The organism is Nocardia sp. 149-1B (assembly GCF_057747975.1).
Genome location: NZ_CM173233.1, coordinates 4,739,250 through 4,764,048 on the forward strand (window position 1 = coordinate 4,739,250; position 24,799 = coordinate 4,764,048).

General features: G+C 72.2%; 22 protein-coding genes. 9 read left to right on the forward strand and 13 right to left on the reverse strand.

Features of this window, described 5'->3' with window-relative positions; genetic code table 11:
- Window positions 1-11 precede the first annotated feature (11 nt).
- Window positions 12-716 carry a leucyl/phenylalanyl-tRNA--protein transferase gene (gene aat, locus AC3ANS_RS22730; protein WP_488293842.1) on the reverse strand — a complete coding sequence of 235 codons (705 nt, stop codon included), beginning with the start codon at window positions 714-716 and terminating at the stop codon, window positions 12-14.
- Window positions 717-764: 48 nt separating this feature from the next.
- Here aat and AC3ANS_RS22735 point away from each other — a divergent pair, with 48 nt between their 5' ends.
- Window positions 765-1,457: an EcsC family protein gene (locus AC3ANS_RS22735; RefSeq protein WP_488293843.1), complete on the forward strand. Its 693-nt coding sequence runs from the start codon at window positions 765-767 to the stop codon at window positions 1,455-1,457.
- Here AC3ANS_RS22735 and AC3ANS_RS22740 read toward each other — a convergent pair.
- The 6 genes from AC3ANS_RS22740 to AC3ANS_RS22765 all read right to left on the reverse strand — a co-directional run bounded on the left by AC3ANS_RS22740 (window position 1,418) and on the right by AC3ANS_RS22765 (window position 9,495).
- Entirely contained in the window at window positions 1,418-2,632 is a 1,215-nt protein-coding gene (locus AC3ANS_RS22740) for a hypothetical protein (RefSeq protein ID WP_488293844.1), read from the reverse strand. The genes AC3ANS_RS22735 and AC3ANS_RS22740 overlap by 40 nt on opposite strands.
- Window positions 2,629-3,732, reverse strand: coding sequence for a hypothetical protein (locus AC3ANS_RS22745; protein WP_488293845.1), 1,104 nt, complete (start codon window positions 3,730-3,732; stop codon window positions 2,629-2,631). Before AC3ANS_RS22745 ends, AC3ANS_RS22740 begins: the two co-directional genes overlap by 4 nt.
- A 41-nt stretch (window positions 3,733-3,773) precedes the next feature.
- Entirely contained in the window at window positions 3,774-4,874 is a 1,101-nt protein-coding gene (locus AC3ANS_RS22750; protein ID WP_488293846.1) for a hypothetical protein, read from the reverse strand.
- A 115-nt stretch (window positions 4,875-4,989) separates the two neighbouring features.
- Window positions 4,990-5,922, reverse strand: a complete 933-nt coding sequence (locus tag AC3ANS_RS22755) for a hydroxymethylglutaryl-CoA lyase (protein WP_488293847.1) — start codon at window positions 5,920-5,922, stop codon at window positions 4,990-4,992.
- On the reverse strand, window positions 5,922-7,811 hold the full coding sequence (locus AC3ANS_RS22760; RefSeq protein WP_488293848.1) for an acetyl/propionyl/methylcrotonyl-CoA carboxylase subunit alpha: 1,890 nt from the start codon (window positions 7,809-7,811) through the stop codon (window positions 5,922-5,924). The genes AC3ANS_RS22755 and AC3ANS_RS22760 overlap by 1 nt, the downstream gene beginning before the upstream one ends.
- A 100-nt stretch (window positions 7,812-7,911) precedes the next feature.
- Window positions 7,912-9,495: a carboxyl transferase domain-containing protein gene (locus tag AC3ANS_RS22765; RefSeq protein ID WP_488293849.1), complete on the reverse strand. Its 1,584-nt coding sequence runs from the start codon at window positions 9,493-9,495 to the stop codon at window positions 7,912-7,914.
- Between the two features lie 114 nt (window positions 9,496-9,609).
- Here AC3ANS_RS22765 and AC3ANS_RS22770 point away from each other — a divergent pair, with 114 nt between their 5' ends.
- Both AC3ANS_RS22770 and metX read left to right on the forward strand, forming a co-directional pair.
- Window positions 9,610-10,896, forward strand: a complete 1,287-nt coding sequence (locus AC3ANS_RS22770) for an O-acetylhomoserine aminocarboxypropyltransferase/cysteine synthase family protein (RefSeq protein ID WP_488293850.1) — start codon at window positions 9,610-9,612, stop codon at window positions 10,894-10,896.
- Between the two features lie 24 nt (window positions 10,897-10,920).
- On the forward strand, window positions 10,921-12,033 hold the full coding sequence (gene metX, locus AC3ANS_RS22775; protein WP_488293851.1) for a homoserine O-acetyltransferase MetX: 1,113 nt from the start codon (window positions 10,921-10,923) through the stop codon (window positions 12,031-12,033).
- A gap of 37 nt (window positions 12,034-12,070) precedes the next feature.
- On the opposite strand, the gene AC3ANS_RS22780 is transcribed toward metX, so the two are convergent.
- The 3 genes from AC3ANS_RS22780 to AC3ANS_RS22790 all read right to left on the reverse strand — a co-directional run bounded on the left by AC3ANS_RS22780 (window position 12,071) and on the right by AC3ANS_RS22790 (window position 15,824).
- A complete protein-coding gene (locus AC3ANS_RS22780; protein ID WP_488293852.1) occupies window positions 12,071-13,330 on the reverse strand; it encodes a metallophosphoesterase family protein in 1,260 nt (419 codons plus the stop codon).
- 115 nt (window positions 13,331-13,445) lie between these two features.
- On the reverse strand, window positions 13,446-13,610 hold the full coding sequence (locus AC3ANS_RS22785; protein ID WP_488293853.1) for a hypothetical protein: 165 nt from the start codon (window positions 13,608-13,610) through the stop codon (window positions 13,446-13,448).
- Between the two features lie 48 nt (window positions 13,611-13,658).
- Window positions 13,659-15,824: an MMPL family transporter gene (locus tag AC3ANS_RS22790; protein WP_488296549.1), complete on the reverse strand. Its 2,166-nt coding sequence runs from the start codon at window positions 15,822-15,824 to the stop codon at window positions 13,659-13,661.
- Window positions 15,825-15,943: 119 nt separating this feature from the next.
- Here AC3ANS_RS22790 and trxA point away from each other — a divergent pair, with 119 nt between their 5' ends.
- From trxA to AC3ANS_RS22810, 4 genes are all read left to right on the forward strand, one after another.
- Window positions 15,944-16,321 carry a thioredoxin gene (gene trxA / locus AC3ANS_RS22795; protein WP_488293854.1) on the forward strand — a complete coding sequence of 126 codons (378 nt, stop codon included), beginning with the start codon at window positions 15,944-15,946 and terminating at the stop codon, window positions 16,319-16,321.
- Entirely contained in the window at window positions 16,318-16,713 is a 396-nt protein-coding gene (locus AC3ANS_RS22800; RefSeq protein WP_488293855.1) for a DUF302 domain-containing protein, read from the forward strand. Before trxA ends, AC3ANS_RS22800 begins: the two co-directional genes overlap by 4 nt.
- 1 nt (window position 16,714) lies before the next feature.
- Window positions 16,715-16,978 (forward strand): metal-sensitive transcriptional regulator, encoded by a 264-nt coding sequence (locus AC3ANS_RS22805; protein WP_488293856.1) that lies wholly within the window; start codon window positions 16,715-16,717, stop codon window positions 16,976-16,978.
- A gap of 484 nt (window positions 16,979-17,462) precedes the next feature.
- Entirely contained in the window at window positions 17,463-18,011 is a 549-nt protein-coding gene (locus tag AC3ANS_RS22810) for an SACE_7040 family transcriptional regulator (protein WP_488293857.1), read from the forward strand.
- On the opposite strand, the gene AC3ANS_RS22815 is transcribed toward AC3ANS_RS22810, so the two are convergent.
- Together AC3ANS_RS22815 and AC3ANS_RS22820 are read right to left on the reverse strand one after the other, a co-directional pair.
- Window positions 18,004-18,657, reverse strand: coding sequence for an SWIM zinc finger family protein (locus AC3ANS_RS22815; RefSeq protein WP_488293858.1), 654 nt, complete (start codon window positions 18,655-18,657; stop codon window positions 18,004-18,006). The genes AC3ANS_RS22810 and AC3ANS_RS22815 overlap by 8 nt on opposite strands.
- Window positions 18,657-21,359 carry a DEAD/DEAH box helicase gene (locus AC3ANS_RS22820; RefSeq protein ID WP_488293859.1) on the reverse strand — a complete coding sequence of 901 codons (2,703 nt, stop codon included), beginning with the start codon at window positions 21,357-21,359 and terminating at the stop codon, window positions 18,657-18,659. Before AC3ANS_RS22820 ends, AC3ANS_RS22815 begins: the two co-directional genes overlap by 1 nt.
- Window positions 21,360-21,421: 62 nt before the next feature.
- Here AC3ANS_RS22820 and AC3ANS_RS22825 point away from each other — a divergent pair, with 62 nt between their 5' ends.
- Complete coding sequence (locus AC3ANS_RS22825; protein WP_488293860.1) at window positions 21,422-21,910, forward strand: glutathione peroxidase; 489 nt, start codon at window positions 21,422-21,424, stop codon at window positions 21,908-21,910.
- A 201-nt stretch (window positions 21,911-22,111) separates the two neighbouring features.
- The gene (locus AC3ANS_RS22830; protein WP_488296550.1) at window positions 22,112-23,530 is read left to right on the forward strand and encodes a DHA2 family efflux MFS transporter permease subunit; all 1,419 of its coding nucleotides are present in this window, start codon (window positions 22,112-22,114) and stop codon (window positions 23,528-23,530) included.
- Window positions 23,531-23,641: 111 nt separating this feature from the next.
- Here the strand turns inward: AC3ANS_RS22830 and AC3ANS_RS22835 are convergent, their stop codons facing one another.
- The gene (locus tag AC3ANS_RS22835; RefSeq protein WP_488293861.1) at window positions 23,642-24,700 is read right to left on the reverse strand and encodes an NAD(P)H-dependent amine dehydrogenase family protein; all 1,059 of its coding nucleotides are present in this window, start codon (window positions 24,698-24,700) and stop codon (window positions 23,642-23,644) included.
- Window positions 24,701-24,799 lie beyond the last annotated feature (99 nt).

The following is a 24,799-nucleotide window of genomic DNA, read 5'->3' on the forward strand; positions in this document are numbered from 1 at the left end:
CGACGGTCCTTTCATGCTCCACCCGGGACACGAGGTTCGGACAGGGTGAACGCCTGTGGGATGGGCAACGGCAGCGCCCGCCCCAGCGCGCGGAGGTACGCCGTCCTCGAGACCTCGACCGCCCCGAGCGTGGCCAGGTGCGGGGTCACCCACTGCACGTCCAGCAGCCGGTCGGCGAGCCCATCCGCGCCGAGTGCCTCGACGAGCCCCATCAGCGCGACCTTCGACGCGTCGCGCTCGCGGTGGAACATCGACTCGCCCGCGAACAGGCCGCCGATCGCCACGCCGTACAGGCCCCCGGCGAGCCGGCCCTCGCGCCACGCCTCGACGGAGTGCGCCCAGCCCAGGTGGTGGAGCCGGAGGTAGGCGCGGCGTACGTCGGTGTCGATCCAGCCGCCGGTCCGCCCCGGGTCCGCGCAGGCGTCCAGGACCTCCTCGAAGGCGGTGTCGACCCGGACCTCGAAGTCCCGCCGGGCCCGGCGCAGCGACCGCGACACCCGCAGTCCGCTGAGCGGCACGATGCCGCGGCGGACCGGGCAGAACCACGACATCGGCGCGCCCGGGCCGCCGGAGGGCATCGGGAACAGGCCGCGCCGGTAGGCCGCCAGCAGGGTGCCGGGCTCCAGGTCGGCGCCCATCGCCACCAGGTCGTCGGTGGGGTCGTAGCGCCCGGGGTCGCCGAAGGCCCAGCGCGAGGGCGGGGGTTCCACGGGCACCCGACGACCGTAGCCGCACCGCAGCCGACCGGTCCGTACGATCGGCCCATGAGCGCGAAGGGGATCGGTGGCCGCCTGGTCGAGCAACACGTCGCGCCACGGCTGCCGCACCTGGCCCCCGACCTCACCGCGTCGTTCGTGCGTGAGGCCCTGGACCGGGCCATCCACGGCGTGGGGCCGCTCCCCGCCGCGGCCGACGCCGCCGACAAGCAGCTGCGCGAGCAGCACGGCAACGTCAAGCGCGCCGTGCACGAGGTGATCGAGAACCATGTCCGGTACGCCGGCGCGCAGGGGCTGCTCACCGGCGTCGGTGGCGTGGTCACCGCCGCGGTCGCGATCCCCGCGAACATCACCGGCCTCGCCCTGATCCAGGCCCGGATGGTGGCCGGCATCGCGCACCTGCGCGACTACGACCTCGACGACGCGCGCGTGCGCAACGCGGTGCTGGCCTGCATGCTCGGCGGCGACACCGTCGACAAGCTGGTCAAGGAGCGCAAGCTGCCCGCCCCGCCGATGGCGATCGCGACGGCACCGGTCCACGACCCGCAGCTCGACCGGGTGCTGTCCGCGGAGGTCACCTCCGACCTGGTCACCCGGGTGGCCGGCAAGCGGCTGGCGATCACGATCGCGCGGCGCACGCCCGTGGTCGGCGGTGCGTTCGGGATGGGCGCCGACGGGCTGGCGACCTGGCGGATCGGCCGCTACGCCGACCGCGAGCTGCGCCCCCGCGCCCGCCGGTAGCCCGCGAGCAGCCGCCGGCCGACCGAGCCGGACTGCAGCCGGCGCACGGTCCTCTCCCGCCAGCGGTACGTCGGGCGCAGGTAGGACCGCTCCAGCGCGACCTGGGTGTCTCGCAGCTCGGCGCGCAGGTCCTCCTCGGACCGGCGCAGCCGCGCGCTCTCGAGCAGCAGCGCCTTGATCGCGTCGACCGCAGCCGAGGCGACCTGCTTCTCGGCCGGGTGGTCGGGGTCGGCGTACGTCGTCACCGCGGGCGCGCCGACCAGGTCGTGGAGGTCGCCGACCACGTCGTAGCCGCGCTGCTCGACCTCGGCGATCCAGGACCGGGTGATCTCCAGCGCCCACGGGTGCACGTCCGGCGGCAGCGCGAGCCGCGGGGAGCGGGTGCGGCGGGAGAGGGTCTGGTGGGCCAGGAGCTCGCGGACCAGCGGCCGGTAGTCGGCCGGCTCGAGCTCACGGTTGACGACCCGGTTGACCCGGCGCAGCAGCGCGGTCTCCGGGGCCCCGAGGGACGGGTTGGCCCGCTCGGCCTCCAGGTCGAGGTCGAGGCCGTCGAGCCCGAACGCGATGCTGAACCGCTTCCAGAGCAGCTGGTGGGGGCCCCCTGGCGGCGGCACCGTCACCAGGTGGATGCGCTCGGGGGGCAGGTCGTGCCCCCAGCGGTTGAGGATGTCGGGGATCTCCTGGACCCCCCAGAACCACGTCGCGATGCGGCTCTCGCGGCGCGGGTCCTGGACCTGGTCGAGGAAGGCGCCGTACGTCAGGGAGTGGCGGTGCTTGACGTTCTCCTGCCACTCCGCGGGGATCTGGCGCACCAGGTCGCGCACCGACAGCACCACGTGCACCTCGGTGCCGGTGCCGTGGCCGAGGGACTCCAGCGCGCGCCCGGCCTGGGAGCGGGAGGCCGTCGCGAGGATCTCGTGGCTGATGATCGCGGTGCCGTGGTGGGCGCGGACCCGGGCGGCGAGCCGGTCCCAGGCGCCGACGGCCTCGGCCTCCAGGCCGCCCCAGGGCAGCCGCATCAGGTCGAGGGCGGCGAGGAAGTGGGCGTCGAACCGGTCCGCGGGATAGAGGATGTCCGCCGCCGCCAGCGCCTGCCGGTTGCGGAACAGCACGTCCTGCAGGTACGACGTGCCGGTCTTCGGCGTGCCGACGTGCAGCAGGACCCGCTTGCTCATGAGGCTCTCTCTAGAAGGAGGCGCAGCGCCAGCGCCAGGACTCCGGCGTCCGAGGGTTCGGGGACACCGGTGCGATCGGCGGGCAGCAGGCTGTCCGGGTCGCCGTGGACAGCGTAGCCAGCGCGGAGGAGCACATCGCGCACCCTCGTGGCACGCGCGTGGACCCAGTCCGCGTGCTCGGGTGGCACCACGAGCGGCGGCCCGGGGACCGCGAGCAGGCGGGGACGGAGCGTCTCGCGCAGCAGCGCCTCGCGACGCGGGGGTACGGCGAGCAGGCCGAGCACCTGGCCGACCCGGCGCGCCAGGTCGACGGCGTCGGCCGACAGCGGGCGCGGCGCGGGCAGGGGCCGGCGTACCCCGACCAGGCGGGGCAGCTCGGTGGGGTCGAGCACGATCCGGACCCGCTCGGGGCCGACCTGGGCCGCCCAGGTGCGGGCGGCGCCGACGAGGTCGGCACGGGGCGGCAGTGCCCGGGTGCGGGTCAGCGGGTCGAGCCAGTCGCGCCAGCCGACCCCGCCCTCGGCGAAGCTGCGCTCGGTCCACGCGTGGGTGAGCATCGTCGCGAGGTCCGTGCCGAGCACGAGCACCACCGCACCACGCCCACCCGGCGGGCGCCCGCGCGCGACCAGCTCAGCGCGCACCGGCTCGGCGAGCACGGGGTCGCCGACCACCCGGTAGCGGGTGCGCCAGAAGCGTGGAGGCGGCGTACGGCGGGGGGCCGGCAGTCCCGCCGCGACGACGTCCTCGGCGAGCAGGCCGGCGGCCACCCGGAGCAGCTCGTCGTCGGGCAGCCCGGCGGGGTCGACCGGCGGCGGGCCGAAGGCCAGAGGGTCGACGGCACCCTCGAGCTCGAGGTCGGGGCGCCCGCGCCCCGGGGCGCTGGCCTCGAGCACGCGGGTGGCGAGCCGAGGTGAGGGAGCGCCGGCGAGGTTCAGCCGGCGGAGCAGCTCCAGCTGCTGCGCTCCGGGCAGGAACCGGCCCCCCGGACGGCCTTCCAGGGTCCACGCGCTCCAGGGCGAGGTGCCCCCACCCTCGAGGTGGGCGACCCAGCCCCAGGCTCGGCGTACGCCCGGGGTGTCCTCGCCGGCCCGCAGGGTCACCGCTGGGTCACCGCTGGGTCACCGGGCGCTCATCGGATGGCTCACCGGTCCCGCAGCCGCTGCGCGTGCGACCGGACGCGGGTGGTGAGCTGTCGCTCGGGGTCGGGGCGGCGCGCCGCCTCGCGGGTCATCGCCGCGAGCGCGTCGAGCGCGGTGTTGAGCTGGCGCTTGGGACGGACCCGGTCGGGGTCGTTCCACGCCTCGTCACCCGCGGCGGGGCGCACCGGGCGGAGATCCGCGACGTCGCCGACGACGTGCACCCCGCTGCCCTCGATCCACTCGATCCAGCGCTCGGCGCGCTCCTCGGCCCAGGCGAACCGGTCGGGCGGCAGGCGCACCGCTGCCGACTCGCGCTTGACCAGCTCTCCCTGGGCGAGCATCTCGCGGATCAGGGCGTCGTACGTCGACTCACGGCGCGCCGCCCGGTCCATGCGCCGGTTGAGCTTGCGGATGACCTGGGTCTCCGCGATGCCGAGCGAGGGGTTGGAGCGGTCGCTGTCCAGCGGGGTCCAGGCCGGGTCGACGCCGAGGACCTCACACATGCGCAGCCACAGCTGGTCGCCGTGCTGCGTCTGGACGCGGGTCTGCGGGACGGTCACGACGTGCACGTTCTCGGGAGGCAGCCCCGCACCCCAGGTGCCCAGCACCCGGGGCACGTCGAACGCGCGGTAGAACCAGCTGCGGCCTCGCTCGAACCGGTCGAGGAAGCGTTGGTAGCTCCAGCCGCGCCCCTGCTTGACGCTCTCCTGCCACGCGGCCGGGAGCTGCCGGGCGAGGTCGCGCACCGTGTAGACGACGTGGACCTCGCTGCCGGCCAGGTCGCGCATCGCGCGGGCCACCTCGGCGGGGGCGGCGGGCGCGAGGATCTCGTGGCTGATCACCACGGTCCCGGACCTGCGCTTGGTCTTGCGCACCAGCGCGTCCCAGCTGCCCTCGGCGTGTCCGGGCGGCCCACCCCAGTCCTGGCCGAGCAGGTCGAGCGCGGCCCGGAACTGGGACAGTCCGGGGCTGACCAGCGGCGACCCGCTCGGGAAGTGCACCCCGTTCGCGGCCAACGACTTGGCGTTCACCGCGAGCCGGTCCTGCACGTAGGTCGTCCCCGTCTTCGGCGCACCGATGTGCAGGTAGACCCTCCGGCTCATGGGGCGATTCTGCCGTAGTGCCCGCGATCGCTTGTAACGCGGGTTTATTGCCCGTTCCGGGGCCTCGTCCAGGCGTGGGCCCGGGCAATAAAGGAGCGTTACAAGCGGGGGGCGGCTAGGAGGCGGAGGGGGCGAGGGCGCGTACGACGGCCGACGGGCTGGGGCGGCCGAGGTGCGCGGCCATCCACACGCTGGTGGCGGCCACCTCCTCGAGGTCGACCCCGGTCTCGATGCCGAGGCCGTGCAGCATCCAGACCAGGTCCTCGGTGGCCAGGTTGCCGGTGGCGCTCTTGGCGTACGGGCAACCGCCCAGCCCGCCGGCGCTGGCGTCGTACGTCGTGATGCCGGCGTGCAGGGCGGCATAGGTGTTCGCGAGCGCCTGGCCGTAGGTGTCGTGGAAGTGCATCGCGAGCCGGTCGGCACCCAGGCCCGCCTCGTCGAACGCGCGGACGAGCGCGGTCACGTGACCGGCGGTGCCGACCCCGATGGTGTCGCCGATGCTGAGCTGGCTGGCGCCGAGGTCGAAGAGCCGCTTGCCGACGCCGACGACCTGGTCGAGCGGCACCGAGCCCTCCCAGGGGTCACCGAAGCACATGCTGACGTAGGCGCGGACGTCCAGGCCCGCGTCGCGAGCGCGCCGCACGGTCGGCTCGAACATCGCGAACTGCTCGTCGAGGCTGCGGTTGAGGTTCTTCTGCGCGAACGTCTCGGTCGCCGAACCGAAGATCGCGATGTGCCGCGCACCGAGCTCCAGCGCCCGGTCGAGCCCGCGCTCGTTGGGCACCAGCACCGGGCAGTCCCGCCCGGCCGGGCCGAGCAGGCCCATCAGCTCCGCGGCGTCGGCGAGCTGGGGCACCCACTTCGGGTGCACGAAGCTGGTCGCCTCGACGACCGGCAGGCCGGCGGCGAGGAGGCGGCGTACGAACTCCGCCTTGACCTCGGTCGGGACCAGGGTCTTCTCGTTCTGCAGGCCGTCGCGCGGCCCGACCTCGTAGATCGTGACCCGGTCGGGCAGCCCGGGAGCGGGGATCACCGTGGGGGTGCGCATCAGTCGTCCTCCGTCGTGGGAGTCTCAGCCGTCTCGACCAGGAACAGCCGGGCTCCGAGTGCCACCTGGTCGCCGGTGGTCGCATGGACCTGGGTCACGACGCCGTCGAACGGCGCCTTGAGGCTCAGCTCCATCTTCATCGCCTCCAGCACCCCGAGCACGTCGCCCGCGGCCACCCGAGCGCCGGGCTCGACGCGGACGTCGAGGACGGTGCCGGGCATCGGGGCCGTGATCGCGCCGTCGCCGACGTCCACCGCGTGGTCGCCGAACACGTCGGGGCGGTCGAAGACGAACCGCTGACCGCGGTAGGCCACCTCGGCCGTGTGGGGCTGCACGTTGACGACCGCGGAGTGGAGGCGGCCGTCGATCTCGAGGGTGAGCACGTGGTTCTCCGCCGACACCTGCCGCAGGGGCAGGTCGTCGACGCGGCCGGCGTGCCGGTCGACGACGACCGGCCGGTCGAGCTCGACGATCGTCGGGGCCGGGTCGGCGCCCGAGCGCCAACCGTCGGACCGGAAGGGCTGGCCGGCATCGGTGCCGGCCGCGATCATCGCGCTGACCCACGCCACGAACACCCGCGGCAGCTCGTCGTCGGGCGCCGCCAGGGCGTGCCGGTCGAGCCAGGCGGTGTCGATTCCTGCGTCGCGGAACTCGTCGCTCGCCGCCAGCGCCCGGAGGAACCCGACGTTGGTGGTGAGGCCGAGGATCGCCGTGCGGTCGAGGGCGTCGACCAGCGCCCGCCGGGCCGACTCGCGGTCGGGACCGTGGACGATGACCTTGCCGAGCATCGGGTCGTACGACGTGCTGACGACCTGGTCCGGCTCCAGCGCATGGTCCACGCGGACTCCGGCCGGCCACCGCACGATCGACGTCCGGCCCGCCTGGGGCAGGAACCCGTCGAACGAGTCCTCGGCGTACACGCGAGCCTCGATGGCGTGGCCGTACGGATGGATGCTGCGCTGGTCCATCTCCAACGGGTGCCCCAGGGCGACCAGCAGCTGGTGGAACACGAGGTCGATGCCGTGGTGGATCAGCTCGGTGACCGGGTGCTCGACCTGGAGCCGGGTGTTCATCTCCAGGAAGTACGCCTCGCCGGTCTCGTCGTCGACGAGGAACTCGACGGTCCCGGCGTTGCGGTAGCCGACCTGGCGGGCGAGCGCGACGGCGCTGGACGTGACGAGCTCGCGCACCTCGGGGGTGATCGTCGGCGCCGGCGCTTCCTCGATCACCTTCTGGTGGCGGCGCTGGGTGGAGCAGTCGCGTTCGGCGAGGTGCACGACGTTGCCGTGGGCGTCGGCCATGATCTGCACCTCGATGTGCCGGCCGCGCTCGACGTACTTCTCGATCAGGAGGGTGTCGTCACCGAAGGCGCTCAACGCCTCGCGGGCCGCCGCGGCCTTGGCCTCCTCGAGGTCGGCCTCGTCGCGGACGACGCGCATGCCCTTGCCACCGCCGCCGGCGGCAGCCTTGACCAGGACCGGGAATCCGGCATCCTCACCACGCGGTACGACGGGCACGCCGGCCGCGACCGCGATCTCGCGAGCGGCATCCTTGCGGCCCATCGCGTCCATGACGTCGGCAGGCGGTCCGACGAAGACGATGCCGGCCGCCTCCACGGCGCGGACGAGCTCCGAACGCTCCGAGAGGAAGCCGTAGCCGGGGTGGACGGCGGCGGCTCCGGTCGCGACCGCGGCTGCCACGACCGACTCGATGTCGAGGTAGCTCGTGACGCGCACGGCGTCGTCGGCGGCGCGGACGTGCGGCGCGTCGATGTCGAGGTCGGTGTAGATCGCGATCGTGCGCACGCCGTGCTCGTGGCAGGTGCGCATGACCCGCAGCGCGATCTCGCCGCGGTTGGCGATGAGCACGGACTCCAGGATGGGAGCCAAGGAATTCGTCATAGGACTGGTTACTCCGAGGTGTCGGGGTCCCCGCGGCGTTGTTCGCGGAGGAGCGGAGCGGGGGAGCGAAGAACGCCGTGGGGTGAGATCACATCCTGAAGACGCCGTAGGACGGCGCGGGGACGGGGGCGTTGGCAGCAGCCGCCAGGCCCATGCCGAGCACGCGGCGGGTGTCGGCGGGGTCGATGATCCCGTCGTCCCACAACCGTGCGGTGGAGTAGTACGGCGAGCCCTGCGTCTCGTACTGCTCGCGGATCGGCGCCTTGAACTCCTCGTCGTCGGGCTTCCCGGCGACGGTGGCGAGCACGGAGGCGGCCTGCTCGCCGCCCATCACCGAGATGCGGGCGTTGGGCCACATCCAGAGGAACCGCGGGTCGTAGGCCCGTCCGCACATGCCGTAGTTGCCGGCGCCGAAGCTGCCGCCGATGACCACGGTGAACTTCGGGACCACCGAGCAGGCGACGGCCGTGACGAGCTTGGCGCCGTCCTTGGCGATGCCGCCGTTCTCGTACTCCCGCCCGACCATGAAGCCGCTGATGTTCTGCAGGAACACCAGCGGGATGCCGCGCTGGTTGCAGAGCTCGATGAAGTGCGCGCCCTTGAGCGCCGACTCGCTGAACAGGATGCCGTTGTTGGCGACGATGCCCACCGGGTGGCCCCAGATGTGGGCGAAGCCGGTCACCAGCGTCTCGCCGTAGAGCTTCTTGAACTCGTGGAACCGGCTGCCGTCGACGACGCGGCGGATCACCTCGCGCACGTCGTACGGCGTCCGCGTGTCCGCAGGCACGACGTCGTAGAGCGTCGACGGGTCCTCGTGGGGCTCCTCGACCGGCCGCACCTCCCACGGCCCGGTGGTTGAGGTGCGAGCGGAGCGAGCCTCGAAACCACCTCGGGGCAGGGTCGCGACGATCGAGCGCACGATCGCGAGGGCGTGGGCGTCGTCCTCGGCGAGGTGGTCCACGACGCCGGAGGTGCGGGCGTGCACGTCGCCGCCGCCGAGCTCCTCGGCGGTGACGACCTCGCCGGTCGCGGCCTTCACCAGCGGCGGGCCGCCGAGGAAGATCGTGCCCTGGTTGCGCACGATCACGGTCTCGTCCGACATCGCGGGCACGTAGGCGCCGCCGGCGGTGCAGGACCCCATGACGCTGGCGATCTGAGGGATGCCGCGCGCGGACAGGTTGGCCTGGTTGAAGAAGATCCGGCCGAAGTGCTCGCGGTCGGGGAAGACCTCGTCCTGCATCGGCAGGAACGCGCCGCCGGAGTCGACGAGGTAGACGCACGGCAGGTGGTTGTCGGCCGCGACCGTCTGCGCGCGCAGGTGCTTCTTGACCGTCAACGGGTAGTAGGTGCCGCCCTTGACCGTCGCGTCGTTCGCGACGACCACGACCTCGCGGCCGCTCACCCGGCCGATGCCGGTGACGACGCCCGCGCTCGGCACGGGGCTGGTCCCTGGGTCGCCGTACATCTCGTACGCCGCCAGCGGGCTCAGCTCGAGGAACGGGCTGCCCGGGTCCAGCAGCCGGTCGACGCGGTCGCGCACCAGCAGCTTGCCGCGGTCGGTGTGCTTGCGGCGGGCCGACTCACTGCCTCCGAGACGAGCCGCCGCGAGCCGCTCGCGCAGCTCGTCGACCAGCTCCTTCATGTGACTCACCCGGGCAAGGTTAGCGATCATTAACCAACGGGTCCAGGGTCCGACATCTGAGACAGTGGACCACATCGCGGACATCGATTGTCGACGTTTTTACTGCACTTTAGGCTGAGGGGCACCGCGACCCGAGGAGAGACCATGACCTACCGCCCCGAGACCCTGGCCGTGCACGCCGGCCAGGAAGAGGCCGACCCCGCCACCAACGCGCGGGCGGTGCCGATCTACCAGACCACGTCGTACGTCTTCAACGACACCGAGCACGCCGCGAACCTGTTCGCACTGGCCGAGCCGGGCAACATCTACACGCGCATCATGAACCCGACGCAGTCGGTCTTCGAGGAGCGGATCACCCGGCTCGAGGGCGGCGTCGGCGCGCTGGCCACGGCCAGCGGATCGGCCGCGACGACGTACGCCGTGCTCAACCTGACCTACGCCGGAGACAACATCGTCGCGCTCTCGACGCTGTACGGCGGCACCTACGCGCTGTTCGCCCACACGCTCCCGCAGTTCGGCATCGAGGTCCGCTTCGTCGACCCGGAGAAGCCCGAGGACCTGGCCAAGCACGTCGACGAGAAGACCAAGCTGGTCTTCGGTGAGACGGTCGGCAACCCGAAGATCAACGTGGTCGACCTCCCCGCGTGGTCCGAGGCCGCGCACGCCCTGGGACTGCCGCTGGTCATCGACAACACGGCGCCCACGCCGTACCTCGTCCGGGCCTTCGACCAGGGCGCCGACGTCGTGGTGCACGCCGCGACCAAGTACATCGGCGGGCACGGCACCTCGATCGGCGGCGTGATCGTCGACTCCGGCAAGTTCGACTGGGCCGCGCACTCCGACCGGTTCCCGGGGCTGACCAAGCCGGACCCGGCGTACCACGGCGCCGTGTGGACCGAGGCCGCCGGCCCCGCGGCGTACATCATCCGCGCCCGCACGGTGCTGCTGCGCAACACCGGTGCGGCGATCGCCCCGATGAACTCCTGGCTGTTCCTGCAGGGCCTCGAGACGCTGCACCTGCGCATGGAGCGGCACAGCGCCAACGCCCTCGCGGTGGCGCAGTTCCTGCAGGGTCACGAGGCCGTGTCGTGGGTGAGCTACCCCGGCCTGCCCGACAGCCCCTACAAGGAGATCGCGGACCGCACGTTCACCGGCAAGGGGTACGGCGGCCTGGTCAGCTTCGGGGTGAAGTCCGGGCGCGAGGGCGGCAAGCGCTTCATCGAGTCGCTCGAGCTGTTCAGCCACCTGGCGAACATCGGCGACGCGAAGTCGCTCGCGATCCACAACGCCACGACCACCCACAGTCAGCTCACGCCCGAGGAGCTCGAGGCGGCAGGGGTGCCGGAGGACATGGTGCGCCTCTCGATCGGCATCGAGAACGTCGAGGACATCATCGCCGACCTGGAGCAGGCACTGGCCTCCAGCAAATGAGCGGAGCCAAGTGAGCGGAGCCACGTGAGCGGAACCCTCGGCTACGTCGAGACCCAGCGGGTCGTCCTCGCCGACGAGGACGACCCGCTGGTGCTGCGCGGCGGCGGCCGCCTGGACCACGTCCGGGTCGCGTTCGAGACCTACGGGGAGCTGTCGCCCGCGCGCGACAACGCCGTGTTCGTCTGCCACGCGCTGACCGGTACGGCGAACGCCGCGGGCCTGCACCTGGGGTCGAAGAAGCGCGGCTGGTGGGACAACCTGATCGGCCCGGGCAAGCCGGTCGACACCGACCGGTTCTTCGTGATCTCGCCGAACATCCTGGGCGGGTGCTCGGGCACGACCGGACCGCTGTCGACCGACCCGGCGACCGGGCGGATCTACGGGTTGGACTTCCCCCTGCTGCACATGACCGATCTGGTCGCCGTGCACCGGCGGCTCCTGCGCCACCTCGGCATCGAGCGGCTGTACGCCGGCGTGGGCGGGTCGCTCGGCGGCATGCAGGTGCTGCAGTGGACGATCGACGACCCCGCCGCGATCGAACGGGCCGTGCTCGTCGCCGCGTCCTCGCGGCTGACCGCGGAGAACATCGCGTTCTCCGCGGTGGCCCGCGAGGCGATCATGAACGACCCCGACTTCGTCGGCGGCCGGTACGCCGAGCACGGGGTCTTCCCGTGGCGGGGGCAGAAGGTCGCCCGGATGATGGCGCACATCACCTACGTCTCCGCCCAGTCGCTGGAGGAGAAGTTCGGCCGGGCCCGCACCTCGGTCGGCGACGCCTGGACCATGGAGGCGGACTACGAGGTCGAGCACTACCTCCAGCACCAGGGGCTGACGTTCCTCGACCGCTTCGACGCGCTCTCCTACCTCTACCTGACCCGGCTCCTGGACTACTTCGACCCGTTCGGCGAGCCGGACACGGCCGTCGCCCTGCGCTCGGCGATCACGCGCTTCCAGATCACGTCGTTCGACAGCGACTGGCGCTTCGCCACACCCCAGTCACAGCGGCTGGCCGCCGAGCTGGAGCGCCTCGGCCTCCCGGTCGACTTCACCGAGCTGTCCTCGCCGTACGGTCACGACTCGTTCCTGCTCGAGCCACCCGGCTACCACGACCGGATCCGCACCTTCCTCGACTCCTGACCCCCGGACGTCGAGTCGGGGGTTCTGACCGTCGAGGTCAGCCGGGGTGGTAGGCGATGAGCTTGCCGGTGGCGTCCTCGACCTGCCCGCGGTCGGTCAGCGTCATGGTCGCGACCGAGTGGCTGCTGCCGGGGACCAGCTCGCGACCGCCGGACGTGCGGTAGGCACCGAGCTGCCACAGCTTGCCGCGCTGGCCGGCCCGCTCCCAGTCGAACTCGTGGACGTCGAAGTCGATGCGGTCGGCGTACACCGACGCGGTCATGTACGTCGCCTCACCGAGGTAGAGCAGGCCGCCCGTGGAGATCTGCGTGATGCCGTCGGCCCTGACCATGCTGGTGTCGTGCACCTCTCCGGTGAGGTAGACGTCGACGCCGTACCTGGCCATCGTCTTCCACAGCGGCGAGTCGGTGCCCTTCTCCAGCGAGAGCCGCGAGGAGCTGCGCGCCCGGACCGGGGTGTCGATCGGGGTGTGGCCCTGGACGACGATCCACTTCGTGTGGTGCGCCTTGGCCCGCTGCAGGACGTGGCGCAGCCACCTCAGCTGGCCGCCGACCACCTCGGGCCGCACGTCGTTCTCGGTGACGTCGAAGACGTCGAGGCTGACCAGGAGCAGGTCCTTGCTGAGCTGGGTGGCGTACGCCGTGTCGGCCCAGGGCGTGCCGTGGGGGCGGTCCCGGTAGCGGGGAGTGCCGTTGCCGTCGCGCGTGAAGTGCTTCGCGAACAGGCTCTTGAACAGCGGCACCATGCGGTGCTTGCGCCGCAACAGAGAGCTGCCTCGCCACGGGTCGTCGCCGATGTCGTGGTCGCCCACGGCCGCGTGCAGCGTGAGACCGCGGTCGGTGAACCGCTCGAGGTACGTCGACTCGTAGAAGTCGGCCGCCCGCCGGAGCATCGTGCGGCGCTGGCCGACGGTCCGGCTCGGGCCGAAGACGCGGGTGGAGTCGACGTCCCGGAGCCAGTGGCCCTCGACGAGGTCCCCGGTGACCAGCACGGAGTCCGGATGGGTCCCGGCGATCTCGTCGAGGAAGGTGTCCACGCTGCTCTGCAGCTGCGGGGTCCAGGAGTTCGGATCACCGGGGCGCCAACCGGGCAGGCGGCGTACGTCTCCGACGTCCTGGTTGAGGAAGTCGGGCGCGGCCACGAACGTGTAGAGCGGCTCCTCGGCCGTGACCTCTGCCGGCGCCGGGGCCGACACCGCGACGGGCTCCGCGTCGGGCGTGCACAGGGGCAGGACCAGCGCAGCGCTCAGCGCGACGACGCCGACAGCCGATCGGACAGCCTTGCGGTGCAGGTCCACAGCGATGCTCCTTCGACGGGTCCGGGGTCAGACCCGTCGGGTCCGGGGGGTCAGCCTACGGCGAGGCCCCGGCCGGTGCCGAAGCGCCGGTCGGGGCCCACGACGGGCCGTCCCGTCAGGCCTTGCCGCGCAGTCGCTCCATCAGGCTGGGGCGCGGCTCGTTCTCGTGGCCCGCGCAGCGGTCGCGCTGCGGGACGCCGGCCATCACCTGGGCGACGTGCGCCCCGCATCCGGACCAGCTGGCCTTGCCGCATCGGCGGCAGGTGACTCGTCGGCACATGTGAAAGAGATCCTCTCGTCAGATCGGTAGTTGGGATCGGTGGGTGGGTCAGCCGTGGGAGAAGCGGATGTCGGGCAGCACCCGGGTGAGCCAGCGTGGCACCCACCATGCGGCGCGGCCGGTGAGCCGCAGCAGGACCGGGAGCAGCACCAGGCGCACCAGGAACGCGTCGAGCAGCACCGCGACGCCGAGCACCACACCCATCTCCTTGGGCGGGAGGGGCCCGGACAGCGCGAAGGTGAAGAACACCGCGACCATCACCGCGCCGGCGGCGAAGATCACCCGGCCGGAGTGGGCCAGCGAGCCGACCATCGCGTCCTTCGGGTCACCGGAGTGCTCGTAGTGCTCCTTGGCCGAGGCCAGGAGGAACACCGTGTAGTCCATGGCGATCGCGAAGATCATCGCGAAGAAGAACACCGGCGCCCAGGCGTCCAGGAAGCCCTGGTGCTCGAACCCGAGGAGACCCGACCCCCAGCCCTCCTGGAACACCAGGCGGGCGACCCCGAAGGCCGCGGCGGTCGAGAGCAGGCTCGCCAGCGTGCCCAGCAGCGCGATCAGCGGTGCGCGCAGGGCGACCAGCAGCAGCAGGAAGCCGAGCCCGAGGATCACCCCGATCACCAGTGGCGTGGACTCGTCGAGCTGGGACTTCAGGTCGAGGTTCTCCACCGCTGCACCACCGACGATCGCGGAGGCGGGCAGGTCGGCCCGCAGGCGGTCGACGGTCTTGCCGAGCTCGGGATCGGAGGGGTCGACGGTGGGCACGGCCTGGATCAGCACGCTGTCCGTGCCGTCCGGGGCAGGCATCGCGGGCATGGCCGCGGCGATGCCCGGGTCGGCGACGAGGCCGTCGTACGTCGCCTTCGCGTCGGCGGAGTCCGCCACGACCTGGAGCGCGCCGGGCGCCCCCTCGCCGAAGCTCTGCTGCACGAGGCCGTAGCCGACCCGCGCGCTGGCGTCCTCGGGCAGCACCTTGATCGAGGGCATCGCGGTCTTGAGGCCCACGATGGGCGCGGCCAGCGCGAGCAGGATCACCAGCGCCGCGAGGCCGAACACGACCGGGCGCTTCCAGAGCCGCTCGCCCCAGGCCGCGAACTTCGGGGAGCGGTGCTCACCGGTGTGCACCCAAGGCAGCGAGAGCTTGTTGATGCGCTGGTCGAGCTTGTGGAGCACCAGCGGCAGCAGGGTGAGCGTCGCGGCCAGCACGAAGATCACCGAGAGCATGATGCCGCCCGCCATCGAGCGGAAGGACGGCGACGGCACGAGCATCACGGCGGACAGCGAGATCAGCACGGTCGCCCCGGAGAGCAGCACGGCCTTGCCTGCGGTGTCCATGGTCTCGGCGATCGCCTGGCGGGGACTCTCGTGGTGTCCCATCCGGGCGGCCCGGAACCGGACGACCAGGAAGAGCGCGTAGTCGATGCCCAGGGCGAGCGCGAACATCATCGCGAAGTTCATCGCCCAGATGGAGACCGGCACGAACTGGTTGATCAGCACCAGGGAGCCGGCGGAGGCCACGAGCCCGGCGAGGGTGAGGATGAGCGGCAGGCCCGCGGCGACGAGCGCGCCGAACGCGAGCACGAGGATCGCCAGGGTCACCGGCCACGAGTACAGCTCGGACTTCATCATTGCGTTGAGGTTGGCCTCGTTGAAGTCCGACCACAGCAGCGAGGCCCCGGTCGGGTTCACCTGCACGCCGTCGGTCGACAGGTCCTGCAGGGGGCCCTTGAGGTCGTCGGCGGCGCGCACCATGTCGTTGGGGTCCGCTCCGGCGCCGGCGAGGAGCACGGCGGTCGTGCCGTCCTTGCTCAGCGTGGCGCCGGGCTGCGGCTGGACGACCTCCGCGATGCGGGAGTCGTCCTCGAGGAGGGCGGTGGCCCGGGCGAGGATCTTCTGACCCTCGCCGCTGGTCACCGGGCCGTCGGTGCTGTGCACGACGACCTGGATCGCGGAGCTCGCGTTGCCACCGAAGTGCTCCTGGGCGAGCTCGCGGACGGCGACGGACTCCGAGCCGTCGGCCTGCCAGCCGGCACCGGACAGGTTGGCCTCGACCTTCGGCGCGAAGGCACCGAGTCCGACGACGACGAGCAGCCAGACGATGGCGGTCATGCGGGTGTGGTGGGTGACCCACACGCCGAGGCGGCCCAGCGGGCCGGGGCGGTAGCCGATCTCGGGATCGACGTCAGCGTCGTGCGGGGGCGTCGTGATGGTCGACATGGGGAACAGGGCTCTCACTCTCGGGTTCTCGGCTGGTGGAATACCCCTGGGGGTATCCGTCGTTCGGAACCATAACACCCCCAGGGGTATCGTATTCCCGGGAAGACACGAGGAGAGCCATGACCACCACCGCCCTGACATCCGCCGAGTTCGAAGAGACCGTGACCGGGAACGACATCGTCCTGGTCGACTTCTGGGCCTCCTGGTGCGGACCCTGTCGCCAGTTCGCACCGGTCTACGAGGCCGCGTCGGAGAATCACCCGGACGTGGTATTCGGCAAGGTCGACACCGAGGCCGAGCGCGAGCTCGCCGCGGCCGCGCAGATCACCTCGATCCCGACGCTGATGGCCTTCCGCGACGGCATCCTCGTCTTCGCACAGCCCGGCGCCCTCCCGCCCGCCGGCCTGGAGCAGGTCATCACCGCGGTCCGCGAGCTCGACATGGACGACGTCCGCGAGCAGCTCGCCGCCCAGCAGAGCCAGGGAGGCGAGCAGTGAGCTTCACGCTGAACGCCACCGTCGAGCGGCCGTACGACGAGACCGTCGCCGCCGTCCGCGAGGCCCTGGCCGACCAGGGCTTCGGCGTCCTCACCGAGATCGACCTGCGGGCGACCCTGGCCGCGAAGCTCGGCGTCGAGGTCGCCCCACAGGTGATCCTGGGGGCCTGCCGCCCCCAGCTCGCCCACCGGGCGCTCCAGATCGACCCGTCCGTGGCCGCCGTACTGCCGTGCAACGTCGTGGTGCGCTCGATCGATGAGCACACCACCCTGGTCGAGGCCTTCGACCCCGACGCCATGATGGCGCTCGCGGGTGACGGCCTCGCCGAGGTCGCTGTCGAGGCGCGGGAGCGCCTCACCGCGGCGCTGGCCACCCTGAACGAGGAGAGCTGACATGGAGCTGGACCCCAAGGACATGACCCCGGTCATCAACCGGATCAAGCGCGCGCAGGGCCAGCTGGCTGGCGTGCTGCGGATGCTGGAGGAGGGCCGGGAGTGCGAGGACGTCGTCACCCAGCTCGCCGCCGTTTCCCGCGCCCTGGACCGCGCCGGCTTCGCGATCGTCGCCACCGGCCTCCAGCAGTGCCTCGCGAACGGTGAGGGCCTCGACGGCCTGGACGCCAAGAAGATGGAGAAGCTCTTCCTCTCCCTCGCCTGACGCCGAGTCGGCGCAACTGCACGCCCACCCAGGCCGACTCGGCGCAACTGCACGCCCACCCAGGCCGACTCGGCGCAACTGCACGCCCACCCAGGCCGACTCGGCGCAACTGCACGCCCACCCAGGCCGAGTCGGCGCAACTGCACGCCCACCCAGGCCGACTCGGCGCAACTGCACGCCCACCCAGGCCGACTCGGCGCAACTGCACGCCCACCCAGGCCGACTCGGCGCAACTGCACGCCCACCCAGGCCGACTCGGCGCAACTGCACGGCGGTTCCTCACGCCCACCGCAACCACGACGTCGGAGTATCGAGCCAAGAGCGATCCATGGCTGGCGTCGCGGCGAAGCCGGCACCTAGACGCGCGTGCAGACGCGCCGACTCGACACCCCACAGCGTGCAGACACGCCGACTCGACACCCCACAGCGTGCAGACGCGCCGACTCGGCGTCCACCCACGGTTAACGGGCACTAACCTGAGGGCATGAGCCGGCGCGACCAGATCCTCGCCACCGCGGCGGAGCTGTTCGCCTCCCACGGGTTCCACGGGGTGTCGGTGGCCGACCTGGGCGCGGCGTGCGGCATCTCCGGGCCGGCGCTCTACAAGCACTTCCCCTCCAAGCAGGCGATGCTGGCCGAGATGCTGGTGGCGATCAGCGAGGAGCTGCTGGCGGTCGGCACCGAGCGGGCCGAGGCGGCCGAGGCCCCGCGGGCGGCGCTCGCGGCGCTCGTGGAGTGGCACGTCGACTTCGCGCTGCGGCACCGTGCGCTGATCGTGGTCCAGGACCGCGACTGGGAGGCGCTGCCCGTCGGGGCCCGCGACCGGGTGCGCGTGCTGCAGCGCCAGTACGTCGACCTGTGGGCCGCCCAGCTGCGGCTCGACGACGCCGCCCTCGACCTGCCGACCGCCCGGTCGATGGCGCATGCGGCGTTCGGCCTGATCAACTCCACCCCGCACAGCGGCCTGCTGCCCGACAGCCGGATGCGCGACCTCCTGAGCCGGATGGCGTTGGGCTCGCTCGGGGTCAGCTGAGCGGCGGATCCTCCTGGAGCAGCCGGGCGGCGTACAGCGCGGCCTCGACAGCGGCCTCCAGGTCGGGCTCGTCGTCGGGGTCGGGGTCGGCCGTGCGCGCATGCAGCCGGCCCAGCAGCTCCTCGCGCGGGAGTCCGCGCAGCTGGAGCAGCACGAACGGGTCGGCCTCGACCAGCCAGGTGAGCTGCTGGAGCACCGCGAGCGCGTGCACGCAGGGGTCCGTCCAGTGGTCGCACGTGCACGACGAGCCCAGCTCACCGCCGTACGGGAGGAGCTCGACGCCGGCCTCGTCGGCGTGCTCGACCAGCCCGAACGGCAGCTCGCCGCCGAGCAGCGCGGCGACCCGCCCGGACTCGGCCGCCACCGCCTCGACGAGCACCGCGAGGTCGCCGGCGTCGAGCACCGGCACGCTGCCCTCGACCGTCCACAGCCCCCGACGGTCCTCGACCGACGCCACGAACCGGCCCGGTTCGGTGGCGATCTGCCCGACCTGCCCGGCCCGCGCCAGTGCCCGGGCCGCGACCAGCTCGGACTCGGCGTACGCCGCCTCCTCCACCGCGCGCACCCATGCCTTGCCCCACCAGGTCGTGGCGCGTACGGCGGAGCGCCGGGGCGCCACCCGCGGGTGCAGCACCGGGCTGGGCATCAGTCGTCCGGTCTCGGGTCGGGCCCCAGGTCGGAACGCAGAGCGACGAAGTCGCGCAGCTCGTCGTTGCTGAGCTCGGTCAGCGCCGACTCGCCACGGCCGAGCACCGCATCGGCGAGCGCCCGCTTGCGAGTCAGCAGCTCGGCGATCTTGTCCTCCACCGTGCCGCGAGTGATCATCCGGTGCACCTGCACCGGCTTGGTCTGCCCGATCCGGTAGGCGCGGTCGGTGGCCTGCTCCTCGACGGCCGGGTTCCACCACCGGTCGACGTGGACGACGTGGTCGGCCCGGGTGAGGTTGAGCCCGGTCCCACCGGCCTTGAGCGAGAGCAGGAAGACCGGCACGTCGCCGCCCTGGAACCGGCGCACCATCGCCTCGCGCTCGCGCACGGGGGTGCCGCCGTGCAGGAGCTGGTGGGGCACGCCGGTGCGCGCGAGGTGTCCCTCGAGGAGCCGCGCCATCGCGACGTACTGGGTGAACACCAGCACCGCACCGTCCTCGGCGAGCACCGTGCCGAGGAGCTCGTCGAGCAGGTCGACCTTCTCCGAGCGCCCGGAGAGCCGGACCGCGGACTGCTTGAGGAACTGCGCCGGGTGGTTGCAGATCTGCTTCAGCCCGGTGAGCAGCATCAGCACCAGACCGCGTCGCGCATCCTCGTCGGCACGCTCGATGCGCGCCATCGTGTCTCGGACGAACGACTCGTAGAGCACGACCTGCTCACGGGTGAGGCTGAGCCGGTGGTCGGTCTCGGTCTTGGCCGGCAGCTCGGGCGCGATGCCCGGGTCGGACTTGCGGCGGCGCAGCAGGAACGGCGCGATCAGGTCCGCGAACTGCCGCGCCTTCGCGGGCTCGTTGCCGGACTCGATCGGCGCGGCCCAGGCCTTGCGGAACGCGTTGCGGCTGCCGAGCAGCCCCGGTGTCGTCCAGTCGAGGATCGCCCACAGCTCGGTGAGGTTGTTCTCGACCGGGGTGCCGGTGAGGGCCACGCGCGCGGCGCTCTCGATCGAGCGCAGCGCCCGCGCGGTCGACGTACGCGGGTTCTTGACGTGCTGCGCCTCGTCGGCGACCACGAGGTCCCAGGCGACAGCGCCGAGCGCCTCGGCGTCCCTGCGCATGGTGCCGTACGTCGTGAGCACGAACCCGTCGCCGGCAGCCGAGAGGTCCCGGGCACTGCCGTGGAACCGCACCACCGGCACGCCGGGGGCGAACCGGTGGATCTCGTCCTCCCAGTTGCCGAGCAGGCTCGCGGGGCACACGACCAGGGTCGGGCCGGCGTTGGTCGAGCTCGTCGAGGCCCGGCGGTGGAGGTGCAGCGCGATCAGGGTGACGGTCTTGCCCAATCCCATGTCGTCGGCCAGGCAGGCGCCGAGCCCCAGCGAGGTCAGCTCCGCGAGCCAGGTCAGGCCCTGGCGCTGGTAGTCGCGCAGCGTCGCCTGCAGCGCCGCCGGGGGCTCGACGTGATCACGGGTCGCCGCGCCCAGCAGCCGCTCCCGGACCTTCAGCAGGCTCGCGCCGACCACCACCTGCTGGTCGGTCTCCGCGACCTGCACGGTGCCGGTGAGAGCGGCGGCGACCGCCTCGACCGGCTTGACCGTGCGGATCAGCCGCTTGCGCGCCTTGCGGGCGATCGCCGGGTCGACGACGGTCCAGCTGCCCCGCAGCCGCAGCAGCGGCGTCGCCGAGCTGGCCAGCCGGTCCATCTCCTCGGCGGTCAGCGGGTCGCCGTGCACGGCGATCTGCCAGTTGAAAGAGAACAGTGCGTCGCGGCTCAGCACCGGCTCGTTGAGCGGCTCCTCGCGCGGGCCGGCCGGCGCGCGGTCCAGCACCGTCGTGGCTGTCAGGTCGCGTCCCAGGCTCCGCGGCCACAGCACGTCGACCCCGTGCGCGCGCAGCGCGCCGACACCCTCGTCCAACAGGCTCACCAGCTCGTCGGTGTCCAGCACCAGCTGGTCGGGCACCCGCAGCTCCAGCAGCCGGTCGAGCACCGGCCAGCCGTCCGCGGCCGCCCGCAGCGCGATCGTCGCGTGGGTGCGGGCGCGCTCGCCGAACCCGTGCTCCTCCGGCGTCCCGGTCCACAGCAGTGCCAGGTCGCATAGGTGGAGGGGGTTCTGCTCGTCGTGGGCCTGCGGCACGAGGCGTACGGCGCCGGCCACCAGCTCCTCCTCGTCGGCCTCGACGCGCAGCGAGATCGTGACCAGCTGCGGCAGGTCGCGGGGGTCGTGGTGCTGATGGCGGGCCAGTCGCGCCTGCAGCCGCTCCTCGAAGGTCGGCCGGCGCTCCCGCGGCGGGGTCACGACGGACCCGCGGGTCGGCTGCGAGCGCGGCATCGCGTCGGCGACGGCGTCGAGCAGGTCGCGCACCACCTGCTCCTGCTCGGGCCCGGCGTCGGAGCCCGCTCCGGCGAGCATCGCGATCCGGTGCTCGTCCTCGGCATCCAGACCGGCGACCCGCCAGCTCGGCGGGCTGCCAGCGGGAGCGAACTTGCCGGCCGCCACCAGCCGCAGCGCGAGCAGCGCGGCGCCGGACAGGACGCCGACGCTGGGATGCAGGTCGTCGCGGGAGCGTGCCTTGGTCAGCACCGGCAACGCCGCCCGGATCGGCAGGCTCACCGTACGGCGTTGGTCGGTGAACTCCACCACGCCCTCGCGCGGCGGCTCGGCGGCACGGAACGTCGCCGGGCCGGTGACCGGGACGAAGCTCACCTACGTGACCGTAGTCGGAGACGCCGACAGGGCGGCTTCCGGAGGGCACGTAGCCTGACCGCATGAGCATCCTCGACGCCCCCATCGCCCGTCTGGACGGCACCCCGTCCACGCTCGGCGAGATCATCGGCGGCCGGCCCGCCCTCCTGGTCAACGTCGCCAGCAAGTGCGGCCTCACCCCGCAGTACGCCGGGCTCGAGGAGCTCCACGAGCAGCACGCCGAGCGCGGCTTCACCGTGGTCGGCCTGCCCTGCAACCAGTTCCGCGGCCAGGAGCCGGGGTCGGCGGAGGAGATCGCCGAGTTCTGCTCCGCGACGTACGGCGTCACCTTCCCGATGACCGAGAAGATCGACGTCAACGGCGAGGACCGGCACGAGATCTACCGCACGCTGGTCGAGACGCCCAACGAGAGCGGCGAGGCCGGCGACGTCACGTGGAACTTCGAGAAGTTCCTCGTCGACGGCTCCGGGGCGGTCGTGGCCCGGTTCAGCCCCGGTGTCGAGCCCGGCGACCCGCGGCTGGTCTCCGCGGTGGAGGCCCAGTTCTCCTGAGAAGCGTGCACTCCCCTGGTGACCCAACCCACAGCCGGGCGAGCCGAAAGTAGGGTGCTGGCCGTCGGCGCCGCCGCATAGCCTCACCCGGTGACCGAGACCCAGGACGAGACCCAGGACGACAAGGGCGCCGCCCCGGCCCCAGCCACGACGCCCGCCGGTGCCGCAGCGCCCCCCGAGGGCCTCGACGCACGCGTGCTGATGGTCGCCGGCGTGGTCGTCCTCGGCGCGATCATGTCGATCCTCGACATCACCGTCGTCTCGGTCGCACTGCAGACGTTCCGCTCGGAGTTCGACGCGACGGCCGCCCAGGTCGCCTGGACGATGACCGGCTACACGCTCGCCCTGGCCAGCGTGATCCCGCTGACCGGTTGGGCCGCCGACCGGTTCGGCACCAAGCGGCTCTACCTGCTCGCCGTGCTCCTCTTCACCGCCGGGTCCGTGCTCTGCGCGGCCGCCACGTCGCTGGAGATGCTGGTGACCTTCCGGGTGCTGCAGGGCATCGGCGGCGGCATGCTGATGCCGCTGGGCATGACGATCCTGACCCGCGCTGCCGGACCCGAGCGGGTCGGCCGGGTGATGGCCGTGCTCGGCATCCCGATGCTGCTCGGCCCCATCTTCGGCCCCATCCTCGGTGGCGCCCTGATCGACTCCGCGAGCTGGCACTGGATCTTCCTGATCAACCTGCCGATCGGCATCCTGGCGCTCGCCTACGCCGCGATCGTGCTGCCCCGCGACCACGTCGAGCCCTCGGAGACGTTCGACTGGGTCGGCATGGTGCTGCTCTCGCCGGGCCTGGCGGCGTTCCTGTACGGCGTCTCCTCGATCCCCGAGGCCCGCCAGAACGACGGCACCCTGTGGACCGCCCAGGTGGTCGGCCCCGCGGTCGTGGGCCTGCTGCTGATCGCGGGCTTCGTGCCCTGGGCGCTCAACCGCAACAACATCCACCCGCTGGTCGACCTGCGCCTGTTCGGGCACCGGACCATGACGGTCGCGGTGCTGGCGATGTCGCTGTTCGCGATCGCGTTCTTCGGCGCCAGCCTGCTGTTCCCGCTCTACTTCCAGTCCGTCCGCGGCGAGGACGCCCTGCACGCCGGGCTGCTCCTGGCGCCCCAGGGCATCGGCGCGATGCTCACGATGCCGGCCGCGGGCATCCTGGCCGACCGGATCGGCCCCGGCAAGATCGTGCTGACCGGCATCTCGGTGATCACCGTCGGCATGGCGATGTTCACCCAGATCGACGCGGACACGTCGTACCTCTACCTGTGCTCGGCGCTGTTCGTGATGGGCCTGGGCATGGGCGGCACGATGATGCCGATCATGTCGGCCGCGCTCGCGACCCTGCAGGCACACACGATCGCCCGCGGCTCCACCCTGATGAACATCGTCCAGCAGGTCGCCGCATCGATGGGTACGGCGTTGTTCTCGGTGCTGCTCACCAACGGCACCATCGACCTCGACCCCACCGACCCGGCCACGTTCATCCCCGGCATGGCCGACGCGTTCGCGACCGTGTTCGTCGTCGCCACGATCCTGGTGGCCTGCGTGCTGATCCCGGCCGCGTTCCTGCCCCGTCGCAAGGTCGCGCCGGTCGACCCGGCGCTGGTGGTCGGTCACTAGCGCGCCCGCGAGTTTCGTCGGCTGACCGACAGATCCCGACCTTGGACGACGCAACTTCATCGTCCAGGCACGAGTTTCGTCGGCCGACCGACGAAACTCGCGACCCGGAGGCTAGGCCAGCACCCGCCCGGTGATCGGCGGCAGGTCGGCGAGCGTGACGATGCCGGGCGGGGCGGCGACGACGTACGGGACGGCGTTGGTGACGGGCATCGCGGTGTAGATCATGCCGAGACCCATGAACCCGGGCTCGTCCCAGGCGTGAGGCGGCAGGCAGTGGATGACCGTGCGCATGTTGGGCAGTCCGAAGACCTGGACCACGTGGCCGTGCGCGAGCGGCTTAGGCGGCTCGACGTGCGACCCCATCGTCCAGTTGAAGCCCACGCTGACGACGTTGCGCTCCCCGACCCACCCGCGGTGGTAGCCCATCACGCCGCCCACGGTGCCGGCGGGGATCTCCATGAACCCCAGGTCGGAGTCGCCGGTGGCCGGCGTGAACGTGACGTCGAACGTCATCCGGTCCAGCGTCACCCCGAGGGCGTCGGCCATCATCGCGGCTGACTCGGCGAACACCTCCGACTCGCGGCGCACCGACTCCGCGAGCCCCGGGGTGTCGGGCGCCTGCGCGAAGCCCATCGCCCGTTGGGTCTCCGCGCTCTCGTACGTCGAGCAGTCCACGGACTCGGTGATCCGGATCTCGTCGACGCGCTCGCACGACCCGCTGAGCACCATGCCGACCAGGTTGGTCATGCCAGGGTGGGCGCCGCTGCCGAAGATCGACGCGCCGCCGCGCTCGCAGGCGTCCAGGATCCGGGCCCGGTCCTCGGGAGTCTGCTTGCCGCCGGTGATCCAGGCGGCACTCGTGCACACGTTGACACCGGCTCCGAGCAGTGCACACAGCTCGTCGATGCTCGGCCACAGCGGGTTGTAGCAGCACGCGTCGGCCCCCAGCCCCAGGAGCGCGCCGACGTCGTTCGTGGCCAGGACGCCGGTCGGCGACGGCCACCCGCAGAGCTCGGCCGCGTCGCGGCCGACCTTGTCCGCACCGTGGGCATAGACCCCCACCAGCTCCAGGTCCGGCCGGGCGAGGATCGCGTGCAGCGACCGCCGGCCGATGTTGCCCGTCGTCCACTGGATCACCCGCAGCCGCGCGGCGGCCTGCACGTCGGTCATGCGCGCACACTAGAACGTGTTCTAGCTCCGGTCCACCTGAGAGACCTGTAAAACCTGGGTGAACGAGCCGGCCGCTGAGCGTGAGAACGACCGTGACGG